This window comes from Bacillus sp. MD-5 (assembly GCF_002201875.1).
GTDB lineage: Bacteria > Bacillota > Bacilli > Bacillales > Bacillaceae > Bacillus > Bacillus stercoris.
Genome location: NZ_CP021911.1, coordinates 2190179 through 2213070, shown reverse-complemented (window position 1 = coordinate 2213070; position 22892 = coordinate 2190179). Strand labels below are relative to the sequence as shown.

25 protein-coding genes are annotated in these 22892 nt (G+C 45.1%); 16 read left to right on the top strand and 9 right to left on the bottom strand.

The window, feature by feature from the left end; translation table 11 throughout:
• Positions 1-128 precede the first annotated feature (128 nt).
• Both CDO84_RS10965 and mifM read right to left on the bottom strand, forming a co-directional pair.
• Entirely contained in the window at positions 129-956 is an 828-nt protein-coding gene (locus CDO84_RS10965) for a membrane protein insertase YidC (protein WP_014664521.1), read from the bottom strand.
• A 30-nt stretch (positions 957-986) separates the two neighbouring features.
• A complete protein-coding gene (gene mifM, locus CDO84_RS10960) occupies positions 987-1274 on the bottom strand; it encodes a membrane protein insertion/folding monitor MifM (RefSeq protein WP_080478337.1) in 288 nt (95 codons plus the stop codon).
• A gap of 72 nt (positions 1275-1346) precedes the next feature.
• Between mifM and CDO84_RS10955 the strand changes: the two genes are divergently transcribed.
• Together CDO84_RS10955 and gndA are read left to right on the top strand one after the other, a co-directional pair.
• Positions 1347-2591 (top strand): DNA polymerase IV, encoded by a 1245-nt coding sequence (locus tag CDO84_RS10955; RefSeq protein ID WP_040082695.1) that lies wholly within the window; start codon positions 1347-1349, stop codon positions 2589-2591.
• A gap of 109 nt (positions 2592-2700) precedes the next feature.
• Positions 2701-4110, top strand: a complete 1410-nt coding sequence (gndA, locus tag CDO84_RS10950; protein ID WP_014664518.1) for an NADP-dependent phosphogluconate dehydrogenase — start codon at positions 2701-2703, stop codon at positions 4108-4110.
• Positions 4111-4232: 122 nt separating this feature from the next.
• Here gndA and zwf read toward each other — a convergent pair whose 3' ends face one another.
• Positions 4233-5702, bottom strand: coding sequence for a glucose-6-phosphate dehydrogenase (zwf, locus tag CDO84_RS10945; protein WP_040082697.1), 1470 nt, complete (start codon positions 5700-5702; stop codon positions 4233-4235).
• Between the two features lie 226 nt (positions 5703-5928).
• On the opposite strand from zwf, the gene rnz reads away from it, so the two are divergent.
• Together rnz and rpmG are read left to right on the top strand one after the other, a co-directional pair.
• Positions 5929-6852, top strand: a complete 924-nt coding sequence (gene rnz, locus CDO84_RS10940; RefSeq protein ID WP_040082698.1) for a ribonuclease Z — start codon at positions 5929-5931, stop codon at positions 6850-6852.
• A gap of 79 nt (positions 6853-6931) precedes the next feature.
• Positions 6932-7081, top strand: a complete 150-nt coding sequence (gene rpmG, locus CDO84_RS10935) for a 50S ribosomal protein L33 (protein ID WP_003226511.1) — start codon at positions 6932-6934, stop codon at positions 7079-7081.
• 43 nt (positions 7082-7124) lie between these two features.
• Here the strand turns inward: rpmG and CDO84_RS10930 are convergent, their stop codons facing one another.
• Both CDO84_RS10930 and namA read right to left on the bottom strand, forming a co-directional pair.
• On the bottom strand, positions 7125-7886 hold the full coding sequence (locus tag CDO84_RS10930) for an alpha/beta fold hydrolase (protein WP_014664515.1): 762 nt from the start codon (positions 7884-7886) through the stop codon (positions 7125-7127).
• 109 nt (positions 7887-7995) lie between these two features.
• Positions 7996-9012, bottom strand: a complete 1017-nt coding sequence (gene namA, locus CDO84_RS10925) for an NADPH dehydrogenase NamA (protein ID WP_040082699.1) — start codon at positions 9010-9012, stop codon at positions 7996-7998.
• 172 nt (positions 9013-9184) lie between these two features.
• Between namA and CDO84_RS10920 the strand changes: the two genes are divergently transcribed.
• Positions 9185-10819, top strand: a complete 1635-nt coding sequence (locus CDO84_RS10920; RefSeq protein ID WP_040082701.1) for a M20/M25/M40 family metallo-hydrolase — start codon at positions 9185-9187, stop codon at positions 10817-10819.
• A gap of 32 nt (positions 10820-10851) precedes the next feature.
• Here CDO84_RS10920 and proC read toward each other — a convergent pair whose 3' ends face one another.
• Positions 10852-11685, bottom strand: a complete 834-nt coding sequence (gene proC / locus CDO84_RS10915) for a pyrroline-5-carboxylate reductase (RefSeq protein WP_040082703.1) — start codon at positions 11683-11685, stop codon at positions 10852-10854.
• 402 nt (positions 11686-12087) lie between these two features.
• On the opposite strand from proC, the gene CDO84_RS10910 reads away from it, so the two are divergent.
• The 5 genes from CDO84_RS10910 to CDO84_RS10890 all read left to right on the top strand — a co-directional run bounded on the left by CDO84_RS10910 (position 12088) and on the right by CDO84_RS10890 (position 16678).
• Positions 12088-13047, top strand: a complete 960-nt coding sequence (locus CDO84_RS10910) for an MBL fold metallo-hydrolase (RefSeq protein WP_040082704.1) — start codon at positions 12088-12090, stop codon at positions 13045-13047.
• A 5-nt stretch (positions 13048-13052) separates the two neighbouring features.
• Positions 13053-13832 carry an SDR family NAD(P)-dependent oxidoreductase gene (locus CDO84_RS10905; RefSeq protein ID WP_040082706.1) on the top strand — a complete coding sequence of 260 codons (780 nt, stop codon included), beginning with the start codon at positions 13053-13055 and terminating at the stop codon, positions 13830-13832.
• A 74-nt stretch (positions 13833-13906) separates the two neighbouring features.
• Positions 13907-15256, top strand: coding sequence for a D-serine ammonia-lyase (dsdA, locus tag CDO84_RS10900; RefSeq protein ID WP_040082707.1), 1350 nt, complete (start codon positions 13907-13909; stop codon positions 15254-15256).
• A gap of 71 nt (positions 15257-15327) precedes the next feature.
• A complete protein-coding gene (gene coaA / locus CDO84_RS10895; protein ID WP_003245966.1) occupies positions 15328-16287 on the top strand; it encodes a type I pantothenate kinase in 960 nt (319 codons plus the stop codon).
• 4 nt (positions 16288-16291) lie between these two features.
• Positions 16292-16678 carry a VOC family protein gene (locus tag CDO84_RS10890; RefSeq protein WP_040082709.1) on the top strand — a complete coding sequence of 129 codons (387 nt, stop codon included), beginning with the start codon at positions 16292-16294 and terminating at the stop codon, positions 16676-16678.
• Here CDO84_RS10890 and CDO84_RS21575 read toward each other — a convergent pair.
• The 3 genes from CDO84_RS21575 to CDO84_RS10875 all read right to left on the bottom strand — a co-directional run bounded on the left by CDO84_RS21575 (position 16675) and on the right by CDO84_RS10875 (position 18799).
• Positions 16675-16833 carry a hypothetical protein gene (locus tag CDO84_RS21575; protein WP_041521369.1) on the bottom strand — a complete coding sequence of 53 codons (159 nt, stop codon included), beginning with the start codon at positions 16831-16833 and terminating at the stop codon, positions 16675-16677. The genes CDO84_RS10890 and CDO84_RS21575 overlap by 4 nt on opposite strands.
• A gap of 50 nt (positions 16834-16883) precedes the next feature.
• Positions 16884-18116 (bottom strand): MDR family MFS transporter, encoded by a 1233-nt coding sequence (locus CDO84_RS10880; protein ID WP_040082710.1) that lies wholly within the window; start codon positions 18114-18116, stop codon positions 16884-16886.
• A gap of 476 nt (positions 18117-18592) precedes the next feature.
• Positions 18593-18799, bottom strand: a complete 207-nt coding sequence (locus tag CDO84_RS10875) for a YqzH family protein (RefSeq protein WP_003226541.1) — start codon at positions 18797-18799, stop codon at positions 18593-18595.
• 166 nt (positions 18800-18965) lie between these two features.
• On the opposite strand from CDO84_RS10875, the gene CDO84_RS10870 reads away from it, so the two are divergent.
• From CDO84_RS10870 to CDO84_RS10845, 6 genes are all read left to right on the top strand, one after another.
• The gene (locus tag CDO84_RS10870; RefSeq protein WP_080478242.1) at positions 18966-20204 is read left to right on the top strand and encodes a DNA polymerase IV; all 1239 of its coding nucleotides are present in this window, start codon (positions 18966-18968) and stop codon (positions 20202-20204) included.
• Entirely contained in the window at positions 20201-20539 is a 339-nt protein-coding gene (locus tag CDO84_RS10865; protein ID WP_040082712.1) for a YolD-like family protein, read from the top strand. Before CDO84_RS10870 ends, CDO84_RS10865 begins: the two co-directional genes overlap by 4 nt.
• Before the next feature lie 183 nt (positions 20540-20722).
• Positions 20723-21193, top strand: coding sequence for a GNAT family N-acetyltransferase (locus CDO84_RS10860; protein ID WP_040082714.1), 471 nt, complete (start codon positions 20723-20725; stop codon positions 21191-21193).
• A gap of 9 nt (positions 21194-21202) precedes the next feature.
• Positions 21203-21547 (top strand): antibiotic biosynthesis monooxygenase family protein, encoded by a 345-nt coding sequence (locus CDO84_RS10855; protein WP_040082715.1) that lies wholly within the window; start codon positions 21203-21205, stop codon positions 21545-21547.
• The gene (locus tag CDO84_RS10850; RefSeq protein WP_040082716.1) at positions 21540-22571 is read left to right on the top strand and encodes a GNAT family N-acetyltransferase; all 1032 of its coding nucleotides are present in this window, start codon (positions 21540-21542) and stop codon (positions 22569-22571) included. The genes CDO84_RS10855 and CDO84_RS10850 overlap by 8 nt, the downstream gene beginning before the upstream one ends.
• Entirely contained in the window at positions 22568-22891 is a 324-nt protein-coding gene (locus CDO84_RS10845) for an iron-sulfur cluster biosynthesis family protein (RefSeq protein ID WP_014664499.1), read from the top strand. The genes CDO84_RS10850 and CDO84_RS10845 overlap by 4 nt, the downstream gene beginning before the upstream one ends.
• Position 22892: the final 1 nt, after the last annotated feature.

Sequence of the window (22892 nt, the reverse complement as noted above, 5' to 3'; positions counted from 1 at the left end):
AAACGAGACCGCTGTTTTTTTAGGATGGCCATTTCTGCTTCAGCCATGACAAAAAAGGCTGCCTGGCGCGGTGAATGCTTCGCAAGTAACAAAAAAACAACCCCGGCTTGTCGCGCGGGGTTGCTTCATTATTTCACCGGCTCAGTAAGAGCGGCAGTTTTTTTATTTTTATGGTGCGTCATCTGAAGGACGACGTTTTGGACTGTCAAGAATAGCCCGCTTGTGAACCAGTACAACGGCAGCGCTGCCGGGACATTAAGCGAGAAAATCGTCATCATCACTGGGAAGATGAACACCATCAATTTTGCGGATTGCTGCGCCGCAGGGTTTTGCGGGACAGCGGAATATTTCGCGCTCAGTTTTTGAGCGACATAGGCCTGGATAAAGTACATAGCTCCCGCACTAAGAGACACGAGAATATCTGATTGTCCTAAACTGAACCATAAAAACGAGTGTGACGCAATTTCAGGTGTAGAGCGAATCGCGTAATAAAATCCAATCACAATAGGAAACTGAATCAGCATTGGGAGGCATCCCATGGCAAGCGGATTGATGTTGTTCTCTTGATACAGCTTCATCATTTCCATTTGCAGCTCTTTTTGCTTTTCAGGGTCCTTCGTCTTTTTCAGTTTGGCCTGAATGCTGTCAACCTGAGGTTTAATAACCGCCATTTTTTCTTGAAACATACGCTGTTTTTTGAACTGATTGACAAACAAGGGCAGTACAACCAAACGCACAATAATGGTTACGAGAATAATAGAGAGTCCGTATTCTCCATGAAACAGCCCGGCAACCCCCTTAAGCAGCGCGGAAAACGGTTCGATTAAATAATCGTGGAAAAACCCTACGTTGCTGAGACCTCCCACCTGATTCGTCGCCGCGAAGGCAGCATTGCCCGAGCATAATACGATCAAAAAGATACCCATAGCCATAAGTTTTTGATATGTTTTTAGCAATTTTGTTCTCCTCCTTTTTATAAATGCGGTTTATAAAAGAAGAGAACTGGCGTCTTCATCATCGTTCACAGGCGAATTCATGCGGAAGACTTTACGTATCCAAGTTGTAATGCGATGATATATAATAATAAGAAAGTCTGTTCGGTTAATGTGAAAGACTGTCTGATGTTCATCTGTTCGTTTGGATTTCCAATGCTCGCCGGCACGGCACTCTCGTAAGAGGAATGCAATCCCGATTGCCGTCAGAGCAGGAAGAATAATTGTGAAAAAATCGACTAAGAATAAAACGTCATTTATCGATTCCACAAACATTTTAATCACATCCATTCAGTACCTTCATTTTACTATATGTACAAGCCGTTGTCTAATGAACGAAAAGGAGATTTGTTTATGCCGGGAAAGAGCCGAATTATTTTCCATATTGATATGAATAGCTTTTATGCATCGGTTGAAATGGCATATGATCCGGCTCTCCGGGGAAAGCCGGTCGCAGTTGCCGGAAACGTAAAGGAGCGAAAGGGCATTGTGGTGACATGCAGCTACGAAGCAAGGGCGCGCGGCGTCAAAACAACAATGCCGGTTTGGCAAGCGAAGCGCCATTGTCCAGAGCTCATCGTTCTTCCGCCGAATTTTGACCGCTATAGAAACTCTTCCAGAGCCATGTTTACTATTCTCCGTGAATATACTGACCTGGTGGAGCCTGTCTCCATTGATGAGGGCTATATGGACATGACTGATACACCATACAGCAGTCGAGCGCTGGAGACGGCAAAAGAAATCCAAAGCAGATTGCAAAAAGAGCTGCTGCTTCCGTCAAGCATAGGAATCGCGCCGAATAAATTTCTCGCTAAGATGGCGTCTGATATGAAAAAGCCGCTTGGAATTACGATTTTAAGAAAGAGGCAAGTGCCCGACATCCTTTGGCCGCTTCCTGTTGGAGAGATGCACGGAGTTGGCAATAAGACAGCGGAAAAACTGAAAGGACTCGGCATTCATACAATCGGAGAGCTAGCTGCAGCTGATGAACACTCGCTGAAGCGCCTGCTTGGCATCAACGGTCCGCGCCTTAAAAATAAAGCAAACGGCATTCACCATGCGCCGGTTGACCCGGAGCGCATTTACGAATTTAAAAGCGTCGGCAACTCATTGACACTTTCACATGACTCCAGTGATGAAGAGGAGCTGTTAGGCGTTTTCAGAAAACTTGCCGCTTCCGTGAGTGACCGTTTACAGCGCAAGGAAGTCATGGCTTCAAAGCTATTTATTATGATTAGATATGCGGATTGGAAAACCATTACGAGAAGCATCACGCTGAGAAATCCGATTGATCAAAAAAATGAAATCTTGAAAGAAGCAGAGCACCTCTTTTTTAAGCACTGGAATAAAAATCCTGTCAGGCTGCTTGGCATTACCGGAACCGATTTGGTAGAAAAAGAGCAGGCCTATAAGCAGCTCGATTTGTTCAGCTTTAATGAGGATGCGAGGGATGAGCCCATTCAGCAGATAATGGAAAAGCTGAATGAAAAGTACGGATCTAAACTGATCAGAAAAGGTGCAAGGGTAAAAAAAGAGGAGAGCAAAACGAAGGGAACAAGCTTTAATAAAGATTTTTTTCAGGATGAAAAGAAAAGCTGAATCGCTTGAAAAAAAGGGTGAAAGTATGGTAATTTCTTTATTATAAATATCATTTTATTTTAATTTAAATTTTAAAATGATTAAACGTTTGCAGAAGGGACGTTAGAATATGTCAAAACAACAAATCGGCGTTATCGGACTTGCGGTCATGGGTAAAAATCTGGCTTTAAATATCGAAAGCCGGGGATTTTCTGTTTCTGTTTACAACAGATCTAGCAGTAAGACTGAGGAGTTTTTGCAAGAGGCAAAAGGAAAAAATGTTGTTGGCACATACAGCATTGAAGAATTTGTCCAATCCTTGGAAACACCGCGCAAAATCTTATTAATGGTTAAAGCGGGAACTGCAACAGATGCGACAATTCAATCTCTTCTTCCTCATCTAGAGAAGGATGATATTTTAATTGACGGCGGAAATACATATTATAAAGATACACAGCGCCGTAACAAAGAACTCGCTGAAAGCGGAATTCATTTTATCGGAACAGGCGTTTCCGGCGGAGAAGAAGGGGCGCTTAAAGGGCCTTCTATCATGCCTGGCGGACAAAAAGAAGCACATGAGCTTGTGAAACCGATTCTTGAAGCCATTTCTGCAAAAGTTGACGGAGAACCTTGTACGACATATATCGGTCCTGATGGTGCCGGCCATTATGTAAAAATGGTGCACAATGGTATTGAATATGGAGATATGCAGCTGATTTCTGAATCTTACTTCATTCTGAAACAGGTGCTGGGCCTTTCAGCTGATGAGCTTCATGAAGTTTTCGCTGAATGGAATAAAGGAGAGCTTGACAGCTACCTGATTGAGATTACAGCTGACATCTTCACGAAAAAAGACGAAGAGACAGGCAAACCGCTTGTTGATGTGATTCTCGATAAAGCAGGGCAAAAAGGAACAGGAAAATGGACAAGCCAAAGCGCACTTGACTTAGGTGTTCCGCTTCCGATTATTACTGAATCTGTATTCGCGCGTTTTATCTCAGCTATGAAGGAAGAGCGTGTGAAAGCGAGCGGACTTCTTTCAGGACCGGAAGTGAAGCCTGTTACGGAAAATAAAGAAGAGCTGATTGAAGCGGTCAGAAAAGCGTTGTTCATGAGTAAAATCTGCTCATACGCGCAAGGATTTGCCCAAATGAAAGCTGCTTCTGAAGAATATAACTGGGATCTGAAATATGGTGAAATCGCTATGATCTTCCGTGGCGGCTGCATCATTCGTGCAGCGTTCCTTCAGAAAATCAAAGAAGCTTACGATCGCGAGCCTGAGCTTGACAACCTGCTTCTTGACAGCTACTTCAAGAATATTGCAGAAAGCTACCAAGGAGCGCTTCGCCAGGTGATTTCACTTGCAGTTGCCCAAGGTGTGCCGGTGCCATCATTCTCAAGCGCATTAGCTTATTATGACAGCTACCGTACAGCCGTACTGCCTGCAAACTTAATCCAAGCACAGCGTGACTACTTTGGCGCTCATACGTATGAGCGTACTGATAAAGAAGGTATTTTCCATACTGAATGGATGAAGTAATCAATAGAACCCCCCGAACCGCAAGAGCTTCGGGGGGTTTTGTTATTAAAGAGAGTGCTATACCTCTGTGGCAGCTGCAAAAAAGCCGAAAATGCTTGCGAGCATTTTCGGCTTTTTTCTTATTATATATTCCACCAGTGCAAGCCGTCTTTCGCCAAAAGATCATCTGATTCTTTCGGTCCCATTGAGCCTGATTCGTAGTTAGGAGATAAGGTTTTGTTTGCTGCCCATGTTTCAGAAATGGAGTCGACAAAGCTCCAAGAAAGGGCAACTTCATCCCAGTGTGCAAAGTTTGTTGCATCGCCAAGAAGACAGTCGTGAATTAGTTTTTCATATGCTTCAGGAGTGTTCAACTCGTCATTGCAATTGCTGCAATAATCGAGTTTGATTGGCTGCGCGTGTGCTGCACCGCCAAGCTTTTTAGCATTTAAGTAAAGTGTAATGCCTTCTTCAGGCTGAATATGAATGACAAGCAAGTTCGGATTCATGTTGTTTTCATTGCCGTAGTACAGGTTCATCGGAATGTCCTTAAATTGAACGACAATTTTTGTGGACTTTTCTTTCATTCGTTTTCCGGTACGGATATAGAATGGAACACCAGCCCATCTGAAGTTGTCGATCAAGAGCTTGCCGGCAACAAAGGTTTCTGTATTGGAGTCAGGAGCGACATTATCTTCTTCTGTATAAGAAGGAACAGGCATACCGTCAATTTCACCGGCTTGATATTGTCCGCGCACAAAGTACTCATCCACTTCATCTTTTGCAATAGGGCGCAGTGCTCTCAGCACCTTCACTTTTTCGCTGCGGATTTCTTCTGTGTTCAATTTGATCGGCGGCTCCATTGCAAGGAGGGCAACCATCTGCATAATATGGTTTTGCACCATGTCGCGGAGGGCGCCTGATTTTTCGTAATATCTTGCACGGTCTTCTACGCCAAGTGATTCGCTAGACGTAATTTGAATGTTTGAGATGTAGCGGTTTGTCCAGAGCGGTTCGAAAATCGCATTGGCAAATCGAATCACTTCAATGTTCTGAACCATTTGTTTGCCTAGATAATGGTCGATTCTGTAAATTTGATCTTCCGTAAACGCTTCACGGATTTCTTTGTTTAATGCCTGTGCGCTTGGCAGATCGTGGCCGAACGGCTTTTCGATGACAAGGCGGGACCATCCTGTTGTAGCTGTTACACCCTCTGATTTTAATGTTTTTGCAATTGTTCCGAAGAATTCAGGAGCCATTGCCAAGTAGAACATTCTGTTGTTCGGAATTTGATATGTATCTTCCAGCTGGTTAAGCAATACGTTAAGCTCTTGATAAGATCCAGGATTTGTCACGTCAAACGGGTGGTAGTAAAAATGAGACGTGAAATCATCTATATGCTTATCTGCAGACGAGGAAATGGATGTTTTAACGGTTTGGCGAAGATCCTCATTTGACCAAGGTCTTCTTCCAACTCCTACCACTGCAAACTCTTCTCCGATTTGTCCGTTTTGATATAAACGGTGAATAGACGGATACAATTTTCGTTTTGCTAAATCTCCAGTTGCACCGAATATGACAATTACTGCTTTTGGTTGTTGGTTTGTTTTCACTAAAAGTACCTCACTTTATTCGAAGCTTTATTTTAGTACACCCCGTATATTTCCTTCATTTTAAATCTAAAATTCAACGAAAGCAAACATTTAAGCCCTTTTTTAAGCAGAATGCTGAAAAAATGTTTCTAGCACGAAAGGATTGTTCTTTTGAGAGGCAAGATTCACATTTTGCGCTTGATCCTGTATTCTTGTAGGTATCTGGTTCTAGTAGGAGGAAGGAAACGTGGAATTACTTTTTTTAGGGACGGGAGCCGGCATTCCCGCCAAGACGAGAAACGTCACCTCTATCGCATTGAAATTGCTTGAAGAAAGGCGTTCGGTATGGCTTTTTGACTGCGGGGAAGCCACACAGCATCAAATTTTACATACAACGATTAAACCTCGTAAAATAGAGAAAATCTTTATTACACACATGCATGGTGACCATGTATACGGACTTCCGGGGCTTCTGGGGAGCCGTTCCTTTCAAGGCGGAGAGGACGAGCTGACAGTGTACGGACCTAAAGGGATCAAAGCGTTTATTGAAACAAGCCTTGCCGTCACGAAAACCCATTTGACATATCCGCTTGCGGTCCAGGAAATTGAAGAAGGCATCGTGTTTGAAGACGATCAGTTTATTGTCACAGCGGTTTCTGTTATTCATGGCGTAGAAGCCTTCGGGTACCGTGTGCAGGAAAAAGACGTAACGGGTGCCCTGAAGGCGGATGTATTAAAAGAAATGAACATCCCGCCCGGACCGGTGTATCAGAAAATCAAAAAAGGCGAAACGGTAACGCTTGAAGACGGACGCATCATCAATGGGAGTGATTTTCTGGAGCCTCCCAACAAAGGAAGATCTGTTGTGTTCTCCGGAGATACGAGAGTTAGCGACAAACTAAAAGAGCTTGCAAGAGATTGTGATGTGCTTGTTCATGAAGCAACCTTTGCTAAGGAAGATCATAAACTGGCTTATGATTATTATCACAGCACAACGGAACAAGCGGCTGTAACAGCGAAAGAAGCAGGAGCGAAGCAGCTCATTTTAACCCATATCAGCGCAAGATATCAGGGGGATGCCTCTTTGGAGCTTCAAAAAGAAGCGGTTGATGTTTTCCCAAATAGTGTGGCGGCATATGATTTCTTAGAGGTAACCATCCCGCGAGGCTGAAGGCATCTTATTTGACAATTTGCCATTACGTTGTATAATAAAGCGTAATCATTACGTTTTAAAAAAGGAGATGTGAACGATGAGAGTCAATGTTACTTTAGCTTGCACTGAAACGGGAGACCGAAATTACATTACAACAAAAAATAAACGCACCAATCCAGATCGTTTGGAGCTGAAAAAATATTCACCGCGTTTGAAGAAATATACCCTTCACCGTGAAACAAAATAACAAAAAAGACCGGGCGTCTCTTACGGCCCGGTCTTTTTTTACGTTAATTGACTGCCTGGTAAAGAGGGGCGGCCTGCTGGCACGCTGCGCACCATACGTCATAAATAGCCAAATGAACGATATGAGGTTCATCATGATGGATGTTGTGGGAGCTGTTTTTAGCTTGAATCCAGCCGCTTTGGTTGGATAGAGACAATATGCTGCTGTGCAAGTTTTGCCATTCCTGTTCAGCAGCGAATTTCTCAGTCCGTTCTCCTGATGACAATACAAGGAGAGGCATGTTTCCTAAATGGATTTGCCGCTGTTTGAGCTCCTGCAGACTTTTTGAAAATTCTGCAGGTGTGCCCTCAAGCATCATCTTTCTCGTATATGATTTGTGCATCTCTTCGGGTATAAAGGTGAAGCTGGCGCAATCTCCTAAAGCTGGATCAAGAAGGACCATGCCGATAATATCATACTTGTTTTTGCAGGCCCATAAGCCGGTGATGACAGCTCCGTATGAGTGTGAAACAGCCAGATAAGGAGGTTTTACATCTGCTGCTTTAAGCAAACTCTCCAATTCTTTCACTTGTTGTTCGGCTGTTCGTTTCGCTCTGCTTCGCCCGCTTTTCCCTATGCCCGCCCGATCATATGTGAAAATGCCAAATTCATCATCAATGTCCGCCATTAATGGTTTCCACGTCTCAGAAGAAGTACCGTAGCCGGCCTCAAAGACAATCGTTACACCGCTTGTTCCTTTCCGGTGCTGTGTATGAAACGCACATCCGTCAATTGTATATGTCTTTTCCATCCAAGCTGATTTCATTGGAGTCATCTCCTCTAATTGGTTCTACTAGGGAGACGGAGAACCTTAGCCGATCGTTTCTCTAAAAATAAAAAAAGAGATATCCGGCAGTGGATATCTCTCATAGGCATTACCAGCCTCTTTCGTATTGAACAGGGGCCGGAATCTCTGTATTGAGCTGTTTCGCGGCGGTTCTTGCAAAGAATGGATCCCGCAAAAGCTCTCTGCCGATAAAGATGAGGTCGGCACGTCCGTTTTGCAGAATTTCTTCAGCCATTGAACCGTCTGTAATCATGCCGACGGCACCAGTCGCCATGTCCGCCTGTTCACGAATTTTCTCGGCGAAGCTGACCTGATAGCCGGGAAATACATTAATGTCTGCGTGAACAAGGGCGCCTGAACTGCAGTCGATTAAGTCAACACCCTGCTCCTTCATCCATTTTGCAAAACCGATGTGATCGGCGATGTCCAATCCTTTATCTGTATAGTCTGAAGCAGATACACGGACAAATAATGGCCCGTCCCATACTTGTTTGACTTCATCGATGATCTCTCTCAAGAAACGATAGCGGTTTTCAGGTGAGCCGCCGTATTCATCTGTGCGATGGTTGGAAAGCGGAGATAAAAATTCGTGAATTAAATATCCGTGCGCCGCATGAATTTCAATCACATCAAAGCCGGCTTCTTTTGCGCGGGCAGCCGCTTGCTTAAACTCCTGGATCGTTTCTTTTACTTTTTCTGCTGACATTTCTACTGGTGTTGCTGATTGTTCGTCAAACGCAATCGCCGATGGAGCGAAAATGTCTCCTTCAAGCTCAGCTTTACGTCCGGCATGGGCAAGCTGAATGCCGATTTTTGAACCTTGTTCTTTGACCTGCTCAGTCAGTTTGGCAAAGCCTTCAATATGCTCGTCGCTCCAAATGCCTAAGTCTTGGTCTGTGATTCGACCCTGAGGGTTAACTGCTGACGCCTCTACAATAATCAGTCCGACCTGGCCGATTGCACGCGATATGTAATGCGCCATGTGGAACGGCGTTAATTTCCCGTCCTTTTCATGAGAAGAATACATGCACATTGGTGACATAACAATGCGATTTTTTAATGTCATATCTTTAATTGTAATAGGTGTGAATAATTTTCTGGCCATTTCTTTCGCCTCCCGTAAGGTTTTTAGAGATTGATTATATCAAGTCATTTCTTTCGCGTCATATAAACTGCTCAAAAGATCCGTTTTTGTCAAACATTTCTGTATAATAGACAAGAAATCATTTTATTTTTCAGTTTATCAGCGTTTTTATTCATAGGAGGGGCGGTAATCGATGAATTGGCAGACGAAGGACGAATTGCGGGCACTTTTAACTTCTCTTGTGCAATACGAAAGCATCACCGGTTCGAAGGACGAGGCAGCACTTGCAGAATATCTTTATTTTATTTTGAAGGACAAGCCTTATTTTCAAAAACATCCTGATGATGTAACTCTTCATACGATGGACGATGGCAGATCTTTTCTTACGGCTTTAGTCAAAAAGAAGAAAGTCAAAAAGACAGTGCTTCTGTTGAGTCATTTTGATGTCGTTGACATAGAGGATTACGGAGAATTTAAACATATGGCTTGCAAGCCTGCTGAGCTTTTGAGTTCCTTTTTAGAGAAAAAAGAGCTGCTTCCTGAACGTGTGAGAAGAGATGCTGAAAGCGGAGACTGGCTGTTTGGCAGAGGGACGATGGATATGAAAGCGGGGCTTTGTGTTCAGTTGTCGATGCTGGAGCGTGCAATGAACGGCCATTTTGAGGGCAATCTGCTGTTGATAACAGTTCCGGACGAGGAAGTGAATTCAAGAGGCATGATTGAGGCGGTTCCTGTATTGAAGGAAATGGAGAAAAAGCATGATATCACATTAACCGCCTGCCTGAATGCTGAACCGATGTTTGAAAAATTCCCCGGCGACCAGCAGCAATATTTTTATACAGGAAGCATTGGCAAGGTGCTTGCGGGATTTTTCTGCAAGGGAATTGAGACACATGTTGGAGAGCCGTTTTCAGGCCTAAACGCGAATTTAATGGTATCTGAGATTAACCGTTTGCTTGAACTGAATGCTGATTATTGTGAAAAGGTTGATGGTGAGGTCACTCCGCCGCCGGTAAACTTAATGCAAAAGGACTTGAAAGAGGCATATTCAGTTCAGACACCGCATACAGCTGTCACATTATTTAATGTGCTGTCAATGAGACGCTCGGCTAGTGAGCTGCACCAGATGCTGCTGAAAACCGCAAAACAGGCGGCGGAGGAAATCATGTCGAACGTTCGGAAGAAAACACAGAGTTTTCAGCAATTTGAGCCATTTCAGCCGATTGAACGGGCCGTCACTGTTTTGACATTTGATGAGCTGGTCGCGCGTGCAAAAAAACGTGCTGGAATTTCGGAAACAGACCGAGCTCTTAATTATGCCTTTGCTAACAGGGGGGAGCTTGGAGACAGGGATTTTTCGACGAAAATTGTTTCTGAGATTGCTTCGCTTTGTAAAGAGGATGCCCCGCTTATTGTTCTTTTTTATAGTCCGCCGTTTTATCCGGCCGTTTCGTCAAAGGACGATCAATTGATTAGGCATACAGCTGATCAGCTTATGCAGTATGCGGTTAACAGATACGGCATTGCGTTGCGGGAGGTTCAGTACTTTCCCGGACTATCGGACTTGAGCTATCTTCAGCTGGAAAAGCAGGAGGTTGACGCATACACAAGCAATATGCCGCTCTTTAATAGAGGATATTCATTGCCAAGCGGCAAAGAACAGGCTTTATATGTCCCCGTTTTAAATGTCGGTCCGGCTGGCAAAGACCCGCACAAATGGACGGAAAGATTGTACATGCCTTATTCCTTTGAAGTGCTTCCCGATTTGCTTTCATTTACGATCTCCGCGCTATTAAAGCAATCGGAAACAGCCGGCCAGCAGTTGTAGAAAAAGAAAGACAGAAGGCCCTATCCTTCTGTCTAATGCCTCTCTAAAGCCGCTCCGGCAAACTGTTCTTTGATTTCTGCGCTCCGTTTAGCGGTCTCTTCAATACAGTGAATAATCGCCTCTTCAAAGCGGGAGTCCTGTAAAGCACGAAGGCCTGCCTCTGTAGTGCCCCCAGGACTGGTGATTTCCTTGCGCAGCTGTGCAGGCTGTTTGCCGCTTTGAAGGAGCATATCAGTTGCCCCTGCCATTGTCTGCAAAATGAGTGCTTTTGCCGTTTCTTTATCTAATCCTACTTTTTGCGCCGCTTTTTCCATTGCCTCAATATAACGATATACGTAGGCCGGGCCGCTGCCTGCGATTGCAGTGACGGCGTCAAGATGACGCTCCTCCACCAGTGTGGCATCGCCGATTGTTTCCAATAGAGCCTTTGCAGCAGCAATATCGTCCTGGCTTGCTTCTGCGCTTACGGAAAATCCGGTTGCTGATTTTCTGATTGCCGCTGATGTATTCGGCATGACTCGAATGACCGCGAGCTTTCTGCCGAAATAATGCTGAATGGTTTCGATGGTAAGGCCTGCAAGTACTGAAATCACCAGCTGGTCCTTGAGATACGCCCGGATGCTGTCGATGCTTTCCGCCGCGTCTTTCGGTTTGAAAGCGAGGATGATGATATCGGTGTGAGTGAAAAACTCATTTTTATCTCTGCATGGACGCACGCCGTACGCTTCCTTTAATTCAATCAGACGCTCGTCATTTGAGCGGTTTGTAATATAGATATGTTCTGATTTTGTGATGCCGCTTTGCAAAATACCGTTGATCATTGCTTCAGCCATTGACCCGGCGCCGACAAATCCTATCTTTTTCATTGATATCCTCCTTCTATCAGAACAACAAAAAACCTTTTCATCACGTAAAGGACGAAAAGGTTCGCGGTACCACCCTCATTAGCACAAATTGTGCTCAGCTCAAATCCCGTAACGCGGGAAACGTTTAGGTTTTCCTAACCGCGACTTGAGGGCAGGTTCTACAAACAAGCGGGCCGCAATACCTTTCAGCCAGGGGTATCGCTCTCTTAGGCCATTGCCTTGTATACTATTCCTCGTCATAGCGTTCCAATGTTCTCGTTTTAGTTTGTTGTTCATTATGCAATGGCGGACAAGCTAATGTCAATAGCTTTTTCAAAAAGGTCTGTTCTCATTCAGCAATAATGACATAAGACCGAGAAAAAGCTAAAATATGAATAATGAATGAAGACAAGGAGCGAAAGGATGACAACTGAAGATGTAATTGCGATCCGCCTCCCGACGCCGTTTGCTGTCGGCGATGTTATCGTTTACCTCGTAAAAGGTGATGCGCTGACACTTATCGATGCCGGGCCGAATACAAAAGAGGCTTCCAGCGCCTTACAAGAGCAGCTTGCTGCTGTAAATGTGAAAATGTCAGATATCGAGCAGGTTGTACTGACTCACCATCATGCTGACCATGCAGGCTTGCTTGATGTCTTTTCAGATGAAATCGAAGTGATTGGGCATGCCTTCAACGAACCTTATATCAGCCGAAATCAAGCCTTTATGGATTGGCAAAAACATTTTTTTCAAAAGCTGCTGCCTGAATTAGGCGTTCCATTTGATACGGGGAAGGCGGAAAAGCTGATTCGGTCAGCGTATGCATTTTCCTGTACGAGATCTCTGACAAAAACAATCAGTGAAGGTATGGGCATTGACGGGCTTGAGGGCTGGTCTGTGTTGGAGATGCCTGGACATGCTGAATCGCATATCGTTCTTTTCCATGAAAAAAGCGGAAGGATGCTTGGCGGAGATCTACTGCTGGCCAACAGCTCGTCTAATCCGATTATAGAAGCGCCGAAAGCGGGAGACGTCAGGTCAAAGCCTTTAGTGGATTATCAGCGGTCTTTGCGCAGGCTGTCTCAACTTGAGCCAACAATCGTATTTCCTGGTCACGGCGAGCCAATCACCAGTGTCCAAGCGCTGATTGAGAAGCGTTTTGACAAGCAGAGGAATCGAACGGAGGATGTGCGTCGCATGTTGGCTGAAAAGCCGATGACCGCTTTTCAGGTCTGTCAGCAGCTTTTTCCTGCTGTATATGAAAAGGAATTGTTTTTAACAATGTCAGAAACGGCAGGGCATCTTGATGTGTTGGAGGCTGAAGAAGCCATCACGTCATATTGGGAAGGAAACATCGCATACTTTAGAACAATGAAGAGGTGAAATGGGTGAAACATATAGCGGGAAAAAGGATTTGGATAACCGGTGCTTCAGGAGGGCTTGGAGAAAGAATCGCATACTTATGCGCGGCTGAAGGAGCCCATGTCCTGCTGTCGGCTAGACGTGAGGATCGTTTGATAGAAATCAAAAGGAAAATAACCGAGGAATGGAGCGGACAGTGTGAGATCTTTCCTCTGGATGTCGGCCGCCTAGAGGATATCGCCCGGGTCCGTGATCAGATCGGCTCGGTTGATGTTCTGATCAACAATGCGGGCTTCGGTATATTTGAAACGGTTTTAGACTCGACATTGGAAGACATGAAAGCAATGTTTGATGTAAATGTGTTCGGCCTGGTCGCCTGTACAAAAGCGGTGCTCCCGCAAATGCTTGAGCAAAAAAAGGGCCATATCATCAATATCGCCTCTCAAGCGGGGAAAATCGCAACACCGAAGTCTAGCCTGTATTCCGCGACAAAACATGCCGTGCTAGGATACTCAAATGCTTTGCGGATGGAGCTGTCGGGAACCGGCATTTATGTGACAACAGTCAATCCGGGACCGATTCAGACGGACTTTTTTTCCATTGCTGATAAAGGCGGGGACTACGTCAAAAATGTCGGCCGCTGGATGCTTGATCCTGATGACGTGGCAGCTCAAATTACAGCTGCAATTTTTACGAACAAACGGGAGATCAATCTTCCGCGTTTAATGAATGCCGGCACTAAGCTGTATCAGCTGTTTCCAGCTCTCGTTGAAAAGCTGGCAGGACGCGTGCTCATGAAAAAATAATGATGGAACTGCCTGTGGTGGAATGATTGTTTCTCACGAGGCAGTTTTTGATAGTGGAAGGGAGAGATTGTTGAATGTCAATCCATTCAGATGTCCTTCATGTTCTGCTCAAAGATCCGTTTATTCAGAAACTGATTGATGCAGAGCCTGTATTCTGGGCAAATTCAGGCAAGAAAGAGAAGCGGCCATTACCCCATGCAGATGAGTGGGCAACCGAGATCGCGGAAGCGGAAAAAAGACTGCGGCGCTTTGCCCCTTATATTGCCGAGGTGTTTCCTGAGACGAAAGGAGCTAAAGGGATCATCGAGTCTCCGCTTTTTGAGATGCAGTATATGAAGGAAAAGCTGGAAGCGGCATATCAGCAGCCATTCCCGGGAAGATGGCTTTTAAAGTGCGACCACGAACTTCCGATTTCAGGGTCGATTAAAGCGCGGGGCGGGATTTATGAAGTATTAAAGCATGCAGAAGATCTGGCGCTTCAAGAAGGCATACTTCAGGAAACTGATGATTACTGCATCTTACGGGAAGACCGGTTTGCCGCGTTTTTCTCCCGCTATTCGATTGCTGTCGGTTCAACAGGAAACCTGGGTTTAAGCATTGGCATCATTGGCGCGGCACTCGGGTTTCGCGTGACAGTGCATATGTCGGCCGATGCTAAGCAGTGGAAAAAGGATCTCCTCCGCCAAAAGGGTGTCACTGTTATGGAGTACGAAACAGATTACAGTGAAGCGGTGAACGAAGGGAGACGGCAGGCGGAACAAGATCCATTCTGTTATTTTATTGATGATGAACATTCTCGTCAGCTGTTCTTAGGATATGCTGTTGCTGCAAGCCGATTAAAAACACAGCTTGACAATATGAATATACAGCCAAGTCTCGAAACGCCCTTGTTTGTGTATCTGCCGTGCGGAGTCGGCGGAGGACCGGGCGGTGTAGCCTTTGGGCTGAAGCTTTTATACGGAGATCATGTTCACGTGTTTTTCGCAGAACCAACTCATTCACCGTGTATGCTGTTAGGGCTTTATTCAGGACTTCACGAGCAGATCTCCGTCCAGGATATCGGTCTGGATAATCGGACGGCTGCTGACGGACTTGCCGTAGGGAGGCCGTCAGGGTTTGTCGGCAAGCTGGTTGAACCGCTTCTGAGCGGCTGTTATACGGTAGAGGACAATATGCTTTATACTTTGCTTCATATGCTGGCTGTATCCGAAAATCAATATTTAGAGCCATCTGCTCTTGCCGGCATGTTCGGGCCGGTTCAGCTTTATTCGACAGAAGAGGGAAGGCGCTATAGTCAGAAATATAATATGGAACATGCCGTACATATCGTCTGGGGAACGGGAGGAAGCATGGTTCCAAAAGAGGAAATGGCTGCGTATAACCGAATCGGTGCTGATTTGCTAAAAAACGAAATGAAAAAATAAGCAGACAGTGAAAAGGTTTTCCGTTACAATCTTTGTAAGGGTTTTAACCTACAGAGAGTCAGGTGTAAACAGTGAAAAATAAAGAGCTTAACTTACATACTTTATATACACAGCACAATCGAGAGTCTTGGTCTGGTTTTGGGGGACATTTGTCGATTGCTGTATCTGAAGAAGAGGCAAAAGCGGTGGAAGGGCTCAATGATTATCTATCTGTTGAAGAAGTGGAAACGATCTATATTCCGCTTGTTCGGCTGCTCCATTTGCATGTCAAGTCTGCTGCTGAACGCAATAAGCATGTCAATGTTTTTTTGAAGCACCCGCATTCAGCCAAAATCCCGTTTATTATCGGCATCGCCGGCAGTGTCGCAGTTGGAAAAAGCACGACGGCGCGGATCTTGCAGAAGCTGCTTTCGCGTTTGCCTGACCGTCCCAAAGTGAGCCTTATTACAACAGATGGTTTTTTATTTCCTACTGCTGAGCTCAAAAAGAAAAATATGATGTCAAGAAAAGGGTTTCCTGAAAGCTATGATGTAAAGGCGCTGCTCGAATTTTTGAATGACTTAAAATCAGGAAAGGACAGCGTAAAGGCCCCGGTGTATTCCCATCTAACCTATGACCGCGAGGAAGGTGTGTTCGAGGTTGTAGAGCAGGCGGATATTGTAATTATTGAAGGCATTAATGTGCTTCAGTCCCCCACCTTGGAGGATGACCGGGAAAACCCGCGTATTTTTGTTTCCGATTTCTTCGATTTTTCGATTTATGTGGATGCGGAGGAAAGCCGGATTTTCACTTGGTATTTGGAGCGTTTTCGTCTGCTTCGGGAAACTGCTTTTCAAAATCCTGATTCATATTTTCATAAATTTAAAGACTTGTCCGATCAGGAGGCTGACGAGATGGCAGCCTCGATTTGGGAGAGTGTTAACCGGCCGAATTTATATGAAAATATCCTGCCGACTAAATTCAGATCAGATCTCATTTTGCGTAAGGGAGACGGGCATAAGGTCGAGGAAGTGCTGGTAAGGAGGGTATGAAACTGTGCATCATCTGGAACTGTATGTCTCTGATTTGGAGACGTCAAGGCGGTTTTGGGGCTGGTTTTTAAAAGAACTTGGCTATAAAGAGTACCAAAAATGGAGCTCAGGCATCAGCTGGAAGAAAGATTGTTTTTACTTAGTAATTGTGCAGGCGAAAGAGCCTTTTCTAGAGCCGGAATACCATAGATGCCGAGTCGGTCTGAACCATCTCGCATTTCATGCTGAATCCAAGCATCAAGTCGATCAGATGACCAAAAAACTGACGGCAAAAGGCTATCGTGTGTTGTACCAAGACAGGCATCCTTTTGCCGGAGGAGACGGGCATTATGCAGTTTATTGTGAGGATCCGGACCGGATTAAGGTAGAGCTCGTTGCCCCAAGCTGTTAATCGTGATCTTTGGACAGGCTGTTCAGCTTTTTCTCAATGCGATCCAGCTGCGCTTTTCGGTTTTTCGCATACTTGAAGCCTGTAACAGCCGCAAAGATGACTGCGGCAAATAGGATAAATACAAACAGCTGAAACATCACATCGCCTATATTCATGTTCTTCACCTCATGTTTGCGGGAGAGATTCATTTTCTCCCGTTTTTTATTTAAAGCTGCTTTTCCAGACGGGAACCGTGTATTGTGGTTGCCGTTTTCATCTGCCGATAGGCGACCGCTAAAAATGGCAGTCCGAGCAGGGTAATGCCGCTCAGGACAGAAAAAATAAAAATTGGCCGACCAGCGCCAAACAGGTCTATACATATCCCTCCGACCCAGGGGCCGATGACGTTTCCGAGCTGGGAAAAACCGATTGCCCCGAAATAAGTGCCTTTTAATCCTGGTTTTGCAATCTGGTCTACAAACAAATCCATCATAGAGAACAAAAGCACTTCGCCGATTGTAAAAGTGATGACAATCATCACAAGTGATGAAACACCGTGTGATACGGTGAAAATGGCCATGCTGATACTAACCATCACATTACCGAGCATCAGAGAGCAAAGCGGCGAAAAACGTTTTGCAAAATGGACAATGGGAAATTGCGTCGCCAACACAACGATTGCATTTAATGTCAGCATCAGTCCGTACAGCTTCGTTCCATTGCCGATCAAGGGGTTCTGCGCCATATACTGAGGGAATGTGGAACTAAATTGTGAGTAGCCGAAGGTGCATAGCGTAATGCCAACCAAAGCAATTGTAAAAAGATAATCCTTTTGTGTGACCATAAACGCTTCCTTCACGCTCATAGGCCGGGACTGGTCTGAAGCTGATAAGGAGGGATGTTTTTTAAATTGGCTGGCAAGCACAAGTCCGTATAGTCCGTAAATGACTGCAGGCACCAAAAAGGGCGTGGTCGATTGCGATGAGCCGAAATACAGGCCAAGCACGGGTCCGAAGACAACGCCGATATTAATAGCTGCATAGCGTAAATTAAAAACAAGCAGTCTTGTTTTTTCTTCTGTCATATCAGACAGCAAAGCCTTTGAAGCGGGCTCAAACAGTGATTTGCAAAGGCCGTTTAATGCGTTGACTACAAAAAACACCCAGAGATGAGATGCTGCTGCAAACCCCATAAATACCAGCATCCATCCAAAAATGGACACAAGCATCATGTTTTTTCTGCCGAATTTATCGGAGATATATCCGCCGTAAAAGCTTGCGAGGATGCCGACTGAGGAGCTTGCGGCAATGACCAGCCCTGCATAGGAAGCTGATGCACCTTGGACGGCTGTCAAATAAATCGCTAAAAAAGGAATGCTCATCGATGTTGCCATTCTGCCAAAAATGGTTCCGATTATAATTGTCCAGCTGATCGGGTGGATATCTTTCCATTGCTTCATGAATTATATTCTCTCCTGTATGTAAGATCTTTCTCTATCATATATGAAAAAATTCCCTTATCCAATAGATGATTCAAAATATTTCGTTATTGACACGTCGTATGTCTGTGGATTGTATGGATGGCAATACATTATGTGTTGACGGCGTACATGGCTACGTATTGAAATTGAGGGTGTCTGTTTGAAACAGTAAAGGAGTTTACCGCCGGGATGTCGGAGCATATCGGCAGCAAAGCCGGATATGAGATCAAGAAGTACGAGGAAAATCGTCATGCCGCATGACAGAAGAGAGAGCGAATCTCTTCGGTTGAATCAAGGAGGGTAATCGTGTATCCACGCGTGATCGTGGACAGCTTATTCCGTTTTGCGCGAGCATTGAAGGGCTGTCGTATGACTTTGAGACTGTTTATTTGTTATCAGGCGGTGTTATCAAAGGGAAGCCGCATCAGCGGCTGAAAGCACTGGCAGTCATACGTTTAAGAGAACAGGCCCTGGTTTGTGACATAGTCATAAATGATATCTTCTATATGCGCATGCAAATCCTCATCTGGTTCTTCATTCCGTCTCTCTTCTAGAGCTGCTTTCAGGCTTTGTTTTTCATACGGGCTTAACGGATCTATAGCAACGTTTCTGCCGTATTGACGCAGTGCCTGTCCCATCATTTTTTCAACAAATTTCTCCATTATGACTCTCCTATCCTTATGCTTCGCTTTTATTCTACTAAATGTTTTTCTTCTCTCAAACCCTTGGATCATATTTTCTGTCAGACAAGAATCATTTACCAGTATAAAACGAACATACTTTCGCATATAATAGAAAAACGAACATAAGTTCTTTTTAGAGGTGTGTATGATGAAAGAAAAAGTGATTTTTCTCGTTGACATGCAATCGTTTTATGCATCTGTAGAGAAAGCGGAAAATCCACATTTGAAAAATAAGCCCGTCATTGTTTCGGGGGATCCTGAAAAAAGGGGCGGAGTTGTACTGGCTGCCTGCCCGCTGGCGAAACAAAAGGGTGTGGTGAATGCTTCACGGCTGTGGGAGGCACAGGAAAAGTGTCCTGAGGCTGTTGTGCTCCGGCCGCGTATGCAGCGGTATATTGATGTATCACTGCAAATTACGGCTATTCTAGAGGAGTATACAGACCTTGTGGAGCCTTATTCCATCGATGAACAGTTCATGGACATTACAGGCAGCCAGAAGTTGTTTGGGACGCCGATGGAGATCGCGAAAAGCATTCAGGGCAGAATCATGCGGGAGATCGGCGTTTATGCGCGGGTTGGAATCGGCCCTAACAAAGCGCTGGCCAAAATTGCGTGTGACAATTTTGCCAAAAAGAATAAGAACGGTATTTTTACCTTAACGAAAGAAAATATAAAAACCGAAATGTGGCCGCTCCCGGTGGGCAGCATGTTTGGCGTCGGGAGCCGCATGAAGCATCATTTAAATCGAATGGGCATCAGTACGATCGGCGGGCTCGCGGCTTTTCCGCTCGATCTTTTAAAAAAGAAATGGGGCATTAACGGCCACGTGCTGTGGATGACGGCAAACGGAATTGATTATTCCCCTGTATCAACTTCATCTCTAGACGGGCAAAAGGCGATCGGCCATGGAATGACTCTCCCGAGAGACTACGAACACTTTGACAAAGAAATCAAGGTCGTATTGCTGGAGCTGAGTGAAGAAGTGTGCAGGCGAAGCCGAAACGCCGGGGTAATGGGGCAGACGGTGTCAGTGAGCTGCCGGGGTGCTGATTTTGATTGGCCGACGGGCTTCAATCGGCAAGTGAAGCTGGCGGAACCGACTAATTCTACGCAAGATGTATATGAGGCTGTATGCCGGCTGTTTCTTACATTTTGGGACGGGAAACCTGTCCGCCGCCTCGGTGTCAATCTGTCTCAGCTCTCATCTGATGACATATGGCAGCTCAATTTATTTCAGGATTATGCAAAGAAAATGAGCCTAGGCTATGTGATGGACGGCATTAAAAATCGATTCGGCGATACAGCAATCATCAGGGCGGCGTCATTGACAGCGGCAGGCCAAGCATTTGAACGTGCGGCTAAAATAGGGGGGCACTATAAATGAACGACCATTTAAAAAGGGGCAACCTGCTGTGGGAAGGAAGCAGGATGTTTCTGCCGGAACATAAGCAAAGCCTGCTGGAGAGAAAGCGGCATAAACAGAAGCTGCAAAAGCCGACCCTTGATCCCGATAAGCTGGAAGAGATGAATCAAACGCTTTGCACCGCGATGGAGTTTGCTCAGGATATCACTGTCAGCTGCTTTCAGGACGGTGAAATTGTCCGCTGCACCGGGAAAATCTGCCGGTATGAAGAGTTTGAAAAAGCAGTATGGATAAAAGGAAATGAGGACCAGCTTTATAAGCTGAAACTTGATCAAGTGCTTGATATTGTGCTGTAAAGTCTCTCCTCCTGCTTGGGGGAGAAATGTGTAAAATGATCAAATATTGTTCCCTCGGCAGTCTGGAAACGTATGATACAGGAAAGAAGGCATTTACAATTCCAGCCAGGCAAAATATAATTTTTATATTGTGAGAAAAAGAGCTGACATTCGTTTTGCCAGACGGAGGGAGATCAAATCGTAATGGATATTCGAACAATCACGTCTTCAGATTATGAAATGGTAACGTCTGTAATGAATGAATGGTGGGGCGGCAGACAGCTGAAAGAAAAATTGCCGAGACTATTTTTTGAGCATTTTCAGGACACAAGCTTTATTACATCTGAACATAACAGCATGACCGGATTTTTAATCGGATTTCAATCGCAATCGGATCCTGAAACGGCGTACATTCATTTTTCCGGTGTGCATCCAGATTTCAGAAAAATGCAAATTGGAAAACAATTATACGATGTATTTATTGAAACAGTAAAACAAAGAGGATGCACCCGGGTGAAGTGCGTCACTTCACCAGTGAATAAAGTATCAATCGCATATCACACAAAATTGGGGTTTGATATTGAAAAGGGCACCAAGACGGTAAATGGCATCTCAGTGTTTGCAAACTATGATGGCCCTGGCCAAGACAGGGTACTGTTTGTCAAAAACATATGAGGGGGAAATATGATGGATTTTTTATCAAAAACACCTGAGCCTCCTTACTATGCCGTCATTTTTTCTTCTGTCAAAAGCGAAACTGACACAGGATATGGAGAAACGGCAGAGCGGATGGTATCGCTTGCGGCGGATCAGCCTGGATTTTTAGGCGTGGACAGCGTTCGTGAAGCGGATGGAAGGGGCATCACAGTTTCCTATTGGGACAGTATGGACGCAATTACCCTTTGGAAGTATCACACTGAACATCAAGCGGCAAAAGAAAAAGGAAAAAGTGTTTGGTACGAGTCGTATGCAGTCCGCGTCGCAAAAGTCGAAAGACAGCGGCTGTTTCAGGAGAACACGAATGATTGAATTTCTTCAGCATAAGGAAGACACAATAGCCCGTGAGATTATAGCCGTACAGATCCCATCTTACATAAAGGAAACAGAGATTATCGGTTTTGACGGCATTCCCGCTTTACAAGAGAAGGTGAAGGATATTCAAGCATCTCATGAACGGTTTGCAGGATACCGGAAAAACGGCAAGCTGATCGGTGTCATTTCATATGAGAAAAACATGCATTATCTCACCATTTGCAGGCTTGTTGTGCATCCTGACGGTTTTAGAAAAGGAATTGGACGAGCACTTCTGCAATTTGTCATTGATCAGAACGAAGACGCTGAGAAAATCGAAGTAGTCACAGCCGAGAAAAATATCCCGGCCGTGTCACTCTATACACAGGCGGGATTCCAAAAAGCAGAAACCGTCAAAGCAGCGCAGGGTCTATTGCTGTCGGTCTTTCATTTGTATCCGAAAAGAAAAGTTGAGGTCGTTCCCTACAACGAAAAATGGACGAAAGGTTTCGATGAAGAAAAAGAACGGCTGAAGCGGGTGTTCGGGCCGGAGATGATCGCCGTTCATCATATCGGAAGCACATCGATACCGAACATGGCAGCGAAGCCAATCATTGATATGCTAATTGAAGTCAGAAGCATTGAGGCCGTGAGCCAATTTGATGAACAAATGAAGGCTGTCGGCTATATGCCAAAAGGTGAGAACGGCATAGCAGGCAGGCGTTATTTTCAAAAGGGCGGAAATAAACGAACCCATCATCTCCATCTGTACGAACAGGGAAACCCTGCTATTGAAAGGCATCTGTTATTCAGAGATTATCTCAGAGCTCATCCGAGCATAGCGAAAGAATACGCCGTTCTCAAAAAACGGCTGGCGGCCCAGCATTCCGATAGCATCAAACAATACATGCAAGGGAAAGATGAATGGGTCAAGGCTGCAGAAGAAAATGCGAAGCGGTGGAAAAAAGGCAGAAACCATGCGAATGGCAGTGTTGTATGCTACAATAGCGAAAATGATGAAAACGGGGGTTTCACCTTATGAACATACATGTGACAGATGCAGCGAAACAGGCACTGCAGCAGGCGTTCGACGCCAACCCGGGAAAAAAAGCCCAGCTTCGTTATGATGCAGAAGGATGCGGCTGCGCGGTAAGCGGTGTACCGACAATCTGGCTGACAGAAGAATTAACGGGACAGTGCGAGCAGCTGGAAACGAACGGCATTCCGCTGTATATCCAATCGTCGCAAAAAGTGTTTTTTGACGATCAAATGACGATCGATTACAATGAAAAAGCCAAAACATTGGCGCTGAAAAGCCCGGCTGAAATGCTCAGCCCCAGAATGAGCATATTAGTAAAGTAGG

Bases quoted from the DNA above. Each gene is read 5' to 3' on its own strand.
- proC (WP_040082703.1), bottom strand. From the start codon at position 11,685: ATGAAAAAGATAGGATTTGTCGGCGCCGGGTCAATGGCTGAAGCAATG.
- gndA (WP_014664518.1), top strand. From the start codon at position 2,701: ATGTCAAAACAACAAATCGGCGTTATCGGACTTGCGGTCATGGGTAAA.
- CDO84_RS10880 (WP_040082710.1), bottom strand. From the start codon at position 18,116: ATGAAGCAATGGAAAGATATCCACCCGATCAGCTGGACAATTATAATC.
- rpmG (WP_003226511.1), top strand. From the start codon at position 6,932: ATGAGAGTCAATGTTACTTTAGCTTGCACTGAAACGGGAGACCGAAAT.
- CDO84_RS10865 (WP_040082712.1), top strand. From the start codon at position 20,201: ATGAACGACCATTTAAAAAGGGGCAACCTGCTGTGGGAAGGAAGCAGG.
- CDO84_RS10870 (WP_080478242.1), top strand. From the start codon at position 18,966: ATGATGAAAGAAAAAGTGATTTTTCTCGTTGACATGCAATCGTTTTAT.
- CDO84_RS10850 (WP_040082716.1), top strand. From the start codon at position 21,540: ATGATTGAATTTCTTCAGCATAAGGAAGACACAATAGCCCGTGAGATT.
- CDO84_RS10855 (WP_040082715.1), top strand. From the start codon at position 21,203: ATGATGGATTTTTTATCAAAAACACCTGAGCCTCCTTACTATGCCGTC.
- CDO84_RS10930 (WP_014664515.1), bottom strand. From the start codon at position 7,886: ATGAAATCAGCTTGGATGGAAAAGACATATACAATTGACGGATGTGCG.
- CDO84_RS10860 (WP_040082714.1), top strand. From the start codon at position 20,723: ATGGATATTCGAACAATCACGTCTTCAGATTATGAAATGGTAACGTCT.
- CDO84_RS10910 (WP_040082704.1), top strand. From the start codon at position 12,088: ATGACAACTGAAGATGTAATTGCGATCCGCCTCCCGACGCCGTTTGCT.
- dsdA (WP_040082707.1), top strand. From the start codon at position 13,907: ATGTCAATCCATTCAGATGTCCTTCATGTTCTGCTCAAAGATCCGTTT.
- namA (WP_040082699.1), bottom strand. From the start codon at position 9,012: ATGGCCAGAAAATTATTCACACCTATTACAATTAAAGATATGACATTA.
- CDO84_RS10875 (WP_003226541.1), bottom strand. From the start codon at position 18,799: ATGGAGAAATTTGTTGAAAAAATGATGGGACAGGCACTGCGTCAATAC.
- CDO84_RS10845 (WP_014664499.1), top strand. From the start codon at position 22,568: ATGAACATACATGTGACAGATGCAGCGAAACAGGCACTGCAGCAGGCG.
- CDO84_RS10920 (WP_040082701.1), top strand. From the start codon at position 9,185: ATGAATTGGCAGACGAAGGACGAATTGCGGGCACTTTTAACTTCTCTT.
- CDO84_RS10955 (WP_040082695.1), top strand. From the start codon at position 1,347: ATGCCGGGAAAGAGCCGAATTATTTTCCATATTGATATGAATAGCTTT.
- CDO84_RS21575 (WP_041521369.1), bottom strand. From the start codon at position 16,833: ATGAATATAGGCGATGTGATGTTTCAGCTGTTTGTATTTATCCTATTT.